The organism is Kitasatospora sp. NPDC054939 (genome assembly GCF_053610105.1).
This window is the reverse complement of the sequence record NZ_JBSGXP010000007.1, coordinates 81,827-92,325: the sequence shown is the minus strand read 5'-3', so window position 1 is coordinate 92,325 and position 10,499 is coordinate 81,827. Positions and strand designations below refer to the sequence as shown.

The following is a 10,499-nucleotide window of genomic DNA, read 5'->3' as shown; positions in this document are numbered from 1 at the left end:
GACGATGACGGGTCTCAGTTCCTGCGGACACCCATGACTGCTGCGGTCTTTGGTCAAAGCAAGCTTAAGGTGAGTCAGTTTAGGCCCCTTGTTCTTGCTGACACTGCACTGATTCAGCAGTTCGGTCCCATGCAAGTTACCGAGCGCGGCAGCTTCTCCCGGGCGGCCAGGGTGCGGCGGACGGCCTCCGATGGGTCGGCGGCGAGCGCTTTGACGGCCTTCCTGGGGGTGTCCCGGTGCACCGCGGCGGCCCGCCGGACGCCCTCGTCGGGATGGGCGGCGAGCCGGGCCAGCCGCGCCGGTGCGGTGGCGGGCTGCGCGGCCAGCGCCCGGGCGACGGCCGTCCACGCGGCTCCCCCGGTCTCCGCCCGTTCGGCGAGTTCCCCGGCCAGGTCGGCGGGCAGCCCGATCCGGGAGGCCACGATCCGGGCGAGCCCGGGCTCGGCCGCCAGTTCGCGCAGCCGCTCGAGCGGCGTCGCGGGGCGCCAGGCCTCGTCCACCAGCAGATCCGTCGGCATCCCGTCCCCTTCCCGCCGGTCCGCGACCGGTTGCAGGGGCAAGCCTCGCACGCAGGTACGACAGGACCGGACCGGGAGCGCCGCCGGGCGTCCGGCCGGGGCGGGCCGGACGCCGCGGGCCACCGGCCCGGCTATCACGGGTTGTTGAGGCTGGTGTGGTTCCACCAGCCCTGGCGGCCGGCGGTGAAGCGGACCGGGCGGCCGCCGATCTCGCCCTCGTAGGTCTGGCCGGTGGTCAGCGGGCTGCGCTCGACCGGGCCCTTGGGGTCCTTGATCGAGGGGATGGTGACGGCCTTCGCCGCGGCGAGGTCCGCCGGTTCGAAGCCCTGCGGCCCGCGGGTGGTGATGACCTCGTCCCAGTTCTTGGGGGCGGCGAGCTGGTGGGCGAGGTGCACCTCGTCGCCCTGGCCGAAGGCGAGGTAGGTGAGGTAGTCGGGGTAGGTCGTGGCGTTCAGCGGCCGGTAGTGGACGACGTCCTCCTTGCGGCAGGTGGCGGTGGTCTCGGCGAGGATCATGGTGAAGGTGCGGCGGCCGGCGGAGTCGACGGTGACCCGCTCCAGTTCGACCGGCAGCGAGCTGCGGGTGCCGTCGACGATCTCCTTGAGCGGCCAGTGGCCCTCGGAGAAGAGCGAGTAGTAGACCTGCTCGCCCTCGTGCTGCGCGAGGTCCGCGAGGTACTTCTCGCGCAGCTGGTCGACCAGCCCGAACCTGGTGATCATCTGGAAGGCGTGGACGGGCACGAAGTACAGCGGCAGGTGGTAGGCGAAGACCGTCTGCTTGCCGATCAGCAGGAAGCGGTGGCCGTGCCGGGGCGGCGCGTCGGCGGACTGCGCGTGCACGTCCGCGGGCTGGGCCTGCTCGGTGGTCATGGGGGTGCTCCTCGGGGCCTGTGGGGTGGGTCGTGGGGTCGTGGGGTGGCGGGGATCGCTGGTTCGTGGGTCGTGGCGGGCCCCCGGACGGCGGCGGGGCCCGGGGCCGTCCGCGGCGGTTCAGGCGCCGCCTCCGGGACCGGCCGCGAGCAGGTGGCGGCGCTGCCAGAACGGCCGGTCGGACCAGCGCTGCTCCATCGCGTAGTAGCGGCGGTGGTTGCGCCGGTAGGCGGCCGCGATGCCCTCGACGGTCCGCGCGTAGGCGAGTCCGGCCCCGGCCTCGCCGCGCAGCTGGGCATGGACCGCCCGGCCCGCGCTCATACCGGTGAACAGGGCGGTCAGGACGCCCTGCGAGGAGAGCGGGTCGAACGCGGCGGCGGCGTCGCCGGCGGCGGTCCAGCCGTCGCCGTGCACGGTGTCCAGCCCGGCGGTGTGGGCCGGTGCCCGGCGGGGCCGGACCCCCGGCGGGAACGGGTGGGCCGCCGTGCGCTCGGTGACGTACCGGGTGTCCGCGAGCCGGCCGCCGAAACCGTCCGGACCGAACCCGTCCGCGCCGGGGCCGCGGCCGTCCGGGCCGGTGGCGAGGTCGGCGTCGGTGTACCAGGCGAGCAGCCGTCGGCCGTGCGGCAGCAGCGCGGTGTACCACCAGCCGTCCGGGGCGGCCTCCACCAGGGTGGCGGCGTCGGTGCCGGGCGGATCGGAGCGGCCCAGGGTCAGGTGCAGGGCGATCAGCCGGTCGTGGGTGCGGCGGCGGGCCCCGCAGGCGGTCGCGATGGCGGCCGGGCGGCCGGTCGCGTCGACGATCCACCGGCAGCGCACCCGTCGGCGGCGGCCGGCGTGCCGCAGTTCGACCGTCCAACCGCCGTCCGGGCCCCGGTCGACGGGGCGGACGGCGGTGCGCTCGGCGAGGTGGGCGCCCTGGGCGCGGGCGCACCGGCGCAGTCGGCGGTCGAAGCGGGCCCGGTCGAGGTGCCAGCCGTGACCGTGCGGGTCGTACAGGCTGTCGGTGGAGGCGAGGGTGTCGCCGCCCCAGGCGGACTGGTTGGCGTAGCAGGGCAAATGTCCGTCCGTCAGGGCCCGGTGGGCGCCGAGGTCGCGCAGCAGGGCGCCGGCGACCGCGGGGAGCGCTTCGCCGACGGTGGGCGGGCCCTGGCCGGCGTCGGCGAGCAGGACGGTGCGGCCGGCCCGGACCAGCGCCAGGGCGGCGGCGGCGCCGGCCGGCCCGCCGCCCGCGACCACCACGTCGTAGCGGGTGGTCGCGGGTGCGGCGGTCCTGGGCGGTGCGGCCGCGGCGGGGACCGCCGCGGCCGGGGTGCCGTCCGCCGTCACGGGGCGCCGCCGGGCTGCCCGTCCGCACCGGAGCCGTTGGCGGCGTCCTCCCCGAACGGGTCGAGCTTGTCGATGTAGCCGACGGTGATGTCCTCCCGGGCGTGGCCGGTGTCCTCGGCGAGGGCCCCGAGCAGGCCCGCGTACAGCACCGCGTCCCTGGCGGTGGCCTCGGGGACGTGCAGGGTGACCAGGTTGCGGTGCGGCGAGACCCCGGCGAGGTCGAAGCCGGGGGTCGACTCCACCCGCATGACCTCGGGGAACCGGCCGTCCCCGACGGTGTACGCGCGGGTCTCGACGATGCCGAAGTCGTGCCACTGCTTCACGGCCTGCGCCAACTGCTGCGGGTAGTCGCCCTCCAGGCCCCGCAGCCAGGAGGCCCGCCGGGCGAAGGCGTCCTCGCGCTGCTCCTGGGTGGTGTGCCCGGCGTGCTCGGGCCGGTTGACGATCTCGAAGTCCTCCTCGGTCAGCACGTGGTTGGGCACCCGTGCGGGCCAGAAGGTGGGCAGGTGGGGGTCGTAGCGGGGGCCGAGGCCGGCCGCGGACTCGTACCCGGAGCGGCAGCTGGCGGTGTCGGTCTGCCAGGGCACGGCCATCCAGCGGGTGAGGTCGCCGGGGCCCTGGGCGTGCAGCGGGCCGTCCGCCCCGAGCGCCCGGGAGACCGTCAGCTCCTCGCCGTAGTCGGGTTCCTGCTGGCCCTCCGGACGGTGCTTGATGCGCAGCGGCCGGTCGTACATGGTGGTGTGGCGGACCGGCCAGGTGATCTCGCAGCCGGGGTGGAAGGCGTCGGCGAGGCAGAAGTCGAGGGCCGCGCGGTCGAGCAGGCCCGGCTGCTCGGCGGGCGGGGCGTCCTCCAATCGGCGCGGGAATCCGGGCCACGGAGTGGTGGTGAAGTCGCCCTTGGACCACGCCAGGAGCAGGTCGAGCTGGGTCTTGGAGAGCGCCATGTACTGCAGGGAGGACTTCGGCTTGCTGGACATCCCGTCGCCGTAGATCCAGGGCCAGGGCACCGGGGAGATGCCGTCCCGGCTGAAGTCGCGCATCGCGGTGAAGACCTGGCGGCGCAGCTCGCGGTGGCGTTCGGCTGGGCTGGCGAGGCGCTTGAGCAGGTCCGGGGCGAGGAAGTCCTCGGGGCCGCGGAAGCCGAAGTGGGTGGCGAACCCCTGGTTGACCCACTGGAGTTCGACGAACCGCCGCAGGAGCGGCAGGACGTCCCGTTCGAAGTTCACCTCGGTGGGGGCGGGGAGCGTGCCCTGCCGGACGAAGACGTCGTCCAGCAGGTCCCAGACCGTGCGGACGGTCTTGACCTCGGGCGCGTAGTTGGGCGGGCCGACCACGACCCAGGCCGGGTCGACGGTGACCGGCCTGCCGTCCAGGGTGAGCGTCGCGGTGACCGGCCCGTCGGAGGTGTCGTCGCACCAGCCGTTGTTGTTGCCGTACGAGGTGAGCGGTTCGCCGTTCGGTGCGATCGAGGCGCCGGTGCCGCCGAGGAAGACCAGGCGGCCGTGCTCGTCGGTCTGGATCCGGCCGAGCGGGACGGGCGCGCCGAGGAAGCTGCCGCCGGTGAGGTCGACGGCCTGGCCCGGGGCCGCCCTCAGGGTCTTGAGCCCGGGGTCGATGGTCAGCCTGGCCCGGTCCACGCCCTTGTTGCGGCGCTTGGTGCTGCGGCCCACCATGTCGGGGATGTCCAGGGCGAGGTTGAACTCGTACCAGGCGGCCTTGCGGTTGGCGACGTGGACGCCCCATTCGACGGCCACGCCCGGGTCGGTGGGCTTCAGCTCCCGGACGACCCGGCCGGCGCTGTCGTAGCCGTAGATCCGGAAGCGGGCGGCCTGGCGCTTGATCCGGCCCTGCGCGTCCTTGTGGGCACCGGGCGCCGCGGGTTCGGGGTCCGGGGTCTCTGGGCCGTAGAACCAGCCGTCGGCGTCGGTGCTGTTGCCGACGCGGGCGATGCCGATCGCCGGATGGATCCTGGCGTGGGTGATGTCGTCGCTCATCGGGTGCGGCCTTCCGTCGGTGGGGGTGCGGGTGGCGGCCGGTGCGGGTCGGGGGCGCGCGGGCCGGGGCGCGGCGCAGCGGCCGGACGGACGGACCCCGGACACGCGCAGCGCGGCACGGCACGGGCGGATTGCGGCCCGTACGGTGGAGTGCCGCACCCACAGTGACAGATCGGACACGATCCATTCGGGCGACGCACGCCACCGCGGCGGACGGTTCGCCCGAAGGAGTGAGCCGGCCCGGGGCGGCGGGCTCACCGGGCGGCGGAACTCGGCGGCGACCCCGGGCGGTTGGACGGGAACCGGGGCGCCCGGGCCACGGCGCACCGGAGCCCCGGCGCGGCGGCGACGGCCGTGCACCGGGGCTCCGGGGGTGACAGGGGTTGAGTGGGGGTGGTCGGGGGCAGCCGGATGTGAGGGCCCCCCGGGGCCGCCGGTCAGCGGCGGGAGGCGGCCCGCTTCGGCGGCGTGATGCGCACCCGCTGCTCGACCGGCGCCTTCTCCAGGTCGTCGAGCTGGGCGGTGATCGTGCGGCGCAGATCGTCGTCGTCCGCGAAGCAGTGGTCCTGGAAGAGCGTGTAGCCCGTCCACATCAGGTTGGCGCACACCCGGGCCGGCACCCGGCCGGTCTGGGCGCCCATGCCCACCAGCGCCACCGACCGGATGCTGCCGGGCTCCCGCTCGTTCTGCCGGTGGACCGCCTGGAAGGCGGCGGCACAGGCCAGCGCGACGTTCAGGGTCTCGCTCACGTCCTGCGAGGAGGCCTGCATGGTCGGCGTGGAGATCAGGAACTTGGGGGCGACCGCCCCGGACGGGACGCAGACCGCGCTGCCGACCGGCAGCCGCCCGGCGAACCCGTCGCGGATCGCCCGCTGCACCCGCAGCTGGATGCCCGCGCCCAGGTGCCGCTTGACCACCGCGTCGACCCCGCCGTCCATCCGGCCGCGGGAGTTGGTGGGGCTGACCCAGGCGTCGACCTGCTGGTCGACGATCGAGCCCCGGTGGATCTCGATACCGGGGGTGTCGGCGAAGGCCGCCCGCCAGGAGTCCACCACCGCGGTGTTGATGTCGGTCAGTACCACCCTGAGCGGCGACTGCGGGATGTTCACGGTCATGGTTCTCTCCGTCCGGGGAGCCGGGGTTCCTGCAACACCGACGACGCTAGACGGGCCCACTGACAAGCCCGGGCGGCGCCGGCGGGACGCCGCCGCGGCCCCCGGGCGGTGTCGGTCGGCGGTGCTAGCGTCCACGACCGTCGACGCACTGACCCGCTGTCAGTCCGTCGCGGCACGATCGGGCCGAAGCCCGGAATCCCAGCACGGTTCGACACTGCGGAGTACCTCCACCATGAGCGACGCCACCACCCCCGCCCAGCCCGACCCGAACGACCCGCTCGCCCTGGCGGAACTCTTCAAGGGCGGCGGCGAACCCTGGCTCCCGCTGCTGAAGCCGGTCATCGAGGCACAGCCCGGCGCGGCCTCGTTCATCGGCCCGGACCGCGGCCCCGAGGTCGTCCCGGTCCGCGAACTGACCTTCCAGGCGCTCAAGCCCCACGCGCCGCACAAGTGGAAGGTCGTGGTCTTCGGCCAGAACCCGTACCCGCGGCCGGAGAGCGCCACCGGCATCGCGATGTTCGACAACACCTTCCACGACTGGAAGGACAGCCAGTTCGGCCGGGTGGTGAGCATCCGCTGCATCATCAAGGCCGCGGCGATGTGGAAGTACGGGATCCCCAAGAAGACCCCGATCGCCGACATCCGCGCGCTGCTGAAGAAGCAGGACACCGTCCAGCCGCCGGAGTGGTTCCAGGCGATGCTGACCCAGGGCGTCCTGCTGCTGAACGCCTCGCTCACCGCCGACAGCGGCGGCGCCCGCGGCACCGACCGGCACACCGCGTTCTGGCGCCCGGTCGCCGAGCGGGTCGTCGAGGAGATCCTGCGGGCCAAGCAGGAGGGCCCCGAGGAGGACCGCGGCGTCGTCTTCGCCTGGTGGGGGGCGCACGCGCGCAACCTGAAGAAGGTCGTCCTCGAACTCCAGAAGAAGTACCCCGGGGTCGACGTCCGGCACATCGACCACGCCAACCCGGCGGCGCAGGGCGACCTGTTCTGCGACGGCGAGCACTTCGGCACCGTCAACGCGGCCCTCGCCTCGCTGGGCGCCGACGAGGTCGACTGGCTCCCGAGCACGGGCTGGAACGCGCAGGCCGCCGAGCAGGACGGCGCGGCCGGCGACGGCACCGCCGAGCGGATGGGCGCCTTCATCGCGTCCACCATGGAGCTGCACCAGCTCTACCTGGAACGCCTCGCGAGCGTCAAGGACGAGGGCCTCGCCCTCCCGGCGATCACCGGCGTGTTCGACACCCCGCTGATGGACTTCCGGGACGCCGTCGCCCCGGTCGCCGCGGTACTGCGCGGGCTCGACCGGCACATCGAGCGCTCGCACGAGTTCGGCAAGCGCCGGGCCGACGAGGCCCCCGACGGGCTGTCCGCCGACGCGATCGCCGCCCTCTACCTGTACACCTGCGAATCGGCGTTCTACCGGGAGATCAACGCGGTCCTGCGCTCGCCGGACCGCGACCGGCTGGTCCCGTACCTGCCGTACCTGCGGCTGCTGTTCGCGGCGGTGTCGCAGCTGCCGGCCCGCACCGAGCCGCTGTGGCGCGGAGTGTCGCTGGACCTGAAGGCGCAGTACCCGGTCGGGAAGACGGTGACCTGGTGGGGCGTCTCCTCGTGCACCTCCGAACTCGGGGTGGCGCGGGCGTTCCTCGGCGGCCGCGGCAAGCGGACGCTCTTCGAGGTGGTGCCGTCCCGGGCCGTGGGCATCCGGAGCTTCTCCGCCTTCACCGGCGAGGAGGAGTACATCCTGCTGCCGGGCACCCAGCTGGAGGTCACCGAGGTGAAGGTCGAGCGGGGCGGGCTGTGCACCGTCCGGCTGACCGAGTCGGCGGAGCAGACGCTGGTGTCCTGACCCGGCCCGCCGCCCGGGGCGCCTCCGCCGGCGTCCGGGGCGGCCCTGCCGCGGTCGAACGGCTTCGGTGGAGCCCGGATTCGCAGCGGTCGAACGGCGGTCGGACGGCTCCGGCGGCGCCCTGACCTGGCCGATCACCCGGGGCCTCTCCGTTCGGTCCGCCGGCCCGGGTCCGCGGCGGTCGGTACTACCCGAACGTTTCGGTACGCTGGCGAACCGAGCTCCGGGCCACCGCCCCCGGCTCCGCCGCCGGTGCACCGAGGTGCCCGCCGGGCGGGCTCCCGCGCCCCCTCGGGGCGGCGGTCACGGCGGGGCGTCCGGCCCGGGGGATCGGCCTTGACGGACTTGTGGACACCGGCAGTTGAGCCGAATCGAGGGGCAGCCCGGCCGCCGGAGTCGCCGGAGGCCGGGCTGCCGCCGCGGACACGGATGGAGAGACGATGAGCACGGCCAAGAGGACGTCCCCGCAGTCGCCCGCACCGCACGTGGCCGACAGCCACGACCTGATCCGCGTGCAGGGGGCGCGCGAGAACAACCTCAAGGATGTCAGCATCGAGATCCCGAAGCGCCGGCTGACGGTGTTCACCGGGGTCTCCGGATCGGGCAAGAGCTCCCTGGTGTTCGGCACCATCGCCGCGGAGTCGCAGCGGCTGATCAACGAGACGTACAGCACCTTCGTCCAGGGCTTCATGCCGAGCCTGGCGCGGCCGGAGGTCGACCTGCTGGAGGGCCTGACCACGGCGATCATCGTCGACCAGGAGCGGATGGGCGCCAACTCCCGCTCCACCGTCGGCACCGCCACCGACGCGCACGCGATGCTGCGGATCGTCTTCAGCCGACTCGGCGAGCCCAGCGCCGGGCCGTCCCCGCACTACAGCTTCAACCAGCCCGCCGGTGCCTGTCCGCGCTGCGAGGGCATGGGCAGCGTGACCGACATCGACCTGACCCAGCTCTACGACGACAGCAAGTCGCTCGCCGAGGGTGCGATCACCATCCCCGGCTACACCGTCGACGGCTGGATGGTGCGGATCTTCACCGCCTCGGGCTTCCTCGACCCGGACAAGCCGATCCGCGACTACACCGAGACCGAGCTGCACGACTTCCTCCACCGCGAGCAGACCAAGGTCAAGGTCGAGAGCATGAACCTGACCTACGAGGGCCTGGTCCCGAAGGTGCAGAAGTCCTTCCTCTCCAAGGACCGGGAGGCCCTCCAGCCGCACATCCGGGCGTTCGTGGAGCGCGCGGTCACCTTCACCGACTGCCCCGACTGCGGCGGCAGCCGGCTCAACGAGGCCGCCCGCGCCTCCCGGATCAACGGCATCAACATCGCGGACGCCTGCGCGATGCAGATCAGCGACCTTGCCGCGTGGGTCCGCGGCCTGGACAGCCCCTCGGTGAAGCCGCTGCTCGCCACACTGCAGCAGACCCTCGACTCCTTCGTGGAGATCGGGCTCGGCTACCTCTCGCTCGACCGCCCCTCCGGCACCCTGTCCGGCGGCGAGGCGCAGCGCACCAAGATGGTCCGCCACCTCGGCTCCTCGCTCACCGACGTCACCTACGTCTTCGACGAGCCCACAACCGGCCTGCACCCGCACGACATCCAGCGGATGAACGACCTGCTGCTGCGGCTGCGGGACAAGGGCAACACGGTGCTCGTCGTCGAGCACAAGCCGGAGACCATCGCCATCGCCGACCACGTCGTCGACCTCGGTCCCGGCGCCGGCTCGGCGGGCGGCACCGTCTGCTTCGAGGGCACCGTCGAGGCCCTGCGGGCCGGCGGCACCCTCACCGGCCGCCACCTCGACGACCGGGCCGCCGTCAAGCAGACGGTGCGCAAGCCCACCGGAACGCTGGAGATCCGCGGCGCGACCTCGCACAACCTGCGCAAGGTCGACGTCGACGTACCGCTCGGCGTGCTGGTCGCGGTCACCGGCGTCGCCGGCTCCGGCAAGAGCTCGCTGGTGCACGGGTCGATCCCGGCGGGCGCCGGGGTCGTCTCGATCGACCAGGGCGCGATCCGCGGCTCGCGGCGCAGCAACCCGGCGACGTACACCGGGCTGCTCGACCCGATCCGCAAGGCGTTCGCCAAGGCCAACGGCGTCAAGCCGGCCCTGTTCAGCGCCAACTCGGCGGGCGCCTGCCCCAATTGCAACGGCGCCGGGGTGGTCTACACCGACCTGGCGATGATGGCCGGCGTGGCCACCGTCTGCGAGGAGTGCGAGGGCAAGCGCTTCCAGGCGTCGGTGCTCGACCACCACTTCGGGGGCAAGGACATCAGCCAGGTGCTGGCGATGCCGGTCAGCGAGGCCGAGCAGTTCTTCGCCTCCGGCGACGCCCGTACGCCCGCCGCGCACGCCATCCTCAAGCGGCTCGCCGACGTCGGACTCGGCTACCTCAGCCTCGGCCAGCCGCTCACCACGCTGTCCGGCGGCGAGCGGCAGCGGCTCAAGCTGGCCACCCACATGGCGGAGAAGGGCGGCGTCTACGTCCTCGACGAGCCCACCACCGGCCTGCACCTGGCCGACGTCGAGCAGCTGCTCGGCCTGCTCGACCGGCTGGTGGACTCCGGCAAGTCGGTGATCGTCATCGAGCACCACCAGGCGGTCATGGCACACGCCGACTGGATCATCGACCTCGGTCCCGGCGCCGGCCACGACGGCGGCCGGGTGGTCTTCGAGGGCACCCCCGCCGACCTCGTCGCAGCCCGCTCCACCCTCACCGGCGAGCACCTCGCGGCGTACGTCGGCGCCTGACGGAACGGGACGGGCCGGTACGGCCGGCTGCCGCGGCCGGGCGGTGCGGGACGGGCGGTGCGGCCGGGC

7 protein-coding genes are annotated in these 10,499 nt (G+C 73.7%); 2 read left to right on the top strand and 5 right to left on the bottom strand.

What is annotated here, in order from left to right; translation table 11 throughout:
• Window positions 1-113: 113 nt before the first annotated feature.
• From ACWGB8_RS04120 to ACWGB8_RS04100, 5 genes are all read right to left on the bottom strand, one after another.
• Window positions 114-518 carry a hypothetical protein gene (locus ACWGB8_RS04120; RefSeq protein ID WP_452210042.1) on the bottom strand — a complete coding sequence of 135 codons (405 nt, stop codon included), beginning with the start codon at window positions 516-518 and terminating at the stop codon, window positions 114-116.
• Window positions 519-652: 134 nt separating this feature from the next.
• Complete coding sequence (locus tag ACWGB8_RS04115) at window positions 653-1,387, bottom strand: hypothetical protein (RefSeq protein ID WP_452210040.1); 735 nt, start codon at window positions 1,385-1,387, stop codon at window positions 653-655.
• 120 nt (window positions 1,388-1,507) lie between these two features.
• Window positions 1,508-2,716 (bottom strand): FAD-dependent monooxygenase, encoded by a 1,209-nt coding sequence (locus ACWGB8_RS04110; protein ID WP_452210038.1) that lies wholly within the window; start codon window positions 2,714-2,716, stop codon window positions 1,508-1,510.
• The gene (locus tag ACWGB8_RS04105) at window positions 2,713-4,710 is read right to left on the bottom strand and encodes a LodA/GoxA family CTQ-dependent oxidase (RefSeq protein WP_452210037.1); all 1,998 of its coding nucleotides are present in this window, start codon (window positions 4,708-4,710) and stop codon (window positions 2,713-2,715) included. The genes ACWGB8_RS04110 and ACWGB8_RS04105 overlap by 4 nt, the downstream gene beginning before the upstream one ends.
• Window positions 4,711-5,147: 437 nt before the next feature.
• Window positions 5,148-5,825, bottom strand: a complete 678-nt coding sequence (locus tag ACWGB8_RS04100) for a macro domain-containing protein (protein WP_452210035.1) — start codon at window positions 5,823-5,825, stop codon at window positions 5,148-5,150.
• 232 nt (window positions 5,826-6,057) lie between these two features.
• Between ACWGB8_RS04100 and ACWGB8_RS04095 the strand changes: the two genes are divergently transcribed.
• Together ACWGB8_RS04095 and ACWGB8_RS04090 are read left to right on the top strand one after the other, a co-directional pair.
• Window positions 6,058-7,677: an ADP-ribosyltransferase domain-containing protein gene (locus ACWGB8_RS04095; RefSeq protein ID WP_452210033.1), complete on the top strand. Its 1,620-nt coding sequence runs from the start codon at window positions 6,058-6,060 to the stop codon at window positions 7,675-7,677.
• 440 nt (window positions 7,678-8,117) lie between these two features.
• The gene (locus ACWGB8_RS04090; RefSeq protein WP_452210031.1) at window positions 8,118-10,430 is read left to right on the top strand and encodes an ATP-binding cassette domain-containing protein; all 2,313 of its coding nucleotides are present in this window, start codon (window positions 8,118-8,120) and stop codon (window positions 10,428-10,430) included.
• The last annotated feature ends 69 nt before the right edge of the window (window positions 10,431-10,499 follow it).

What these genes read in the sequence shown, in the direction of transcription:
- ACWGB8_RS04105 (WP_452210037.1), bottom strand. Translation starts at nt 4,710, where the DNA reads ATGAGCGACGACATCACCCACGCCAGGATCCATCCGGCGATCGGCATC.
- ACWGB8_RS04100 (WP_452210035.1), bottom strand. Translation starts at nt 5,825, where the DNA reads ATGACCGTGAACATCCCGCAGTCGCCGCTCAGGGTGGTACTGACCGAC.
- ACWGB8_RS04095 (WP_452210033.1), top strand. Translation starts at nt 6,058, where the DNA reads ATGAGCGACGCCACCACCCCCGCCCAGCCCGACCCGAACGACCCGCTC.
- ACWGB8_RS04120 (WP_452210042.1), bottom strand. Translation starts at nt 518, where the DNA reads ATGCCGACGGATCTGCTGGTGGACGAGGCCTGGCGCCCCGCGACGCCG.
- ACWGB8_RS04090 (WP_452210031.1), top strand. Translation starts at nt 8,118, where the DNA reads ATGAGCACGGCCAAGAGGACGTCCCCGCAGTCGCCCGCACCGCACGTG.
- ACWGB8_RS04115 (WP_452210040.1), bottom strand. Translation starts at nt 1,387, where the DNA reads ATGACCACCGAGCAGGCCCAGCCCGCGGACGTGCACGCGCAGTCCGCC.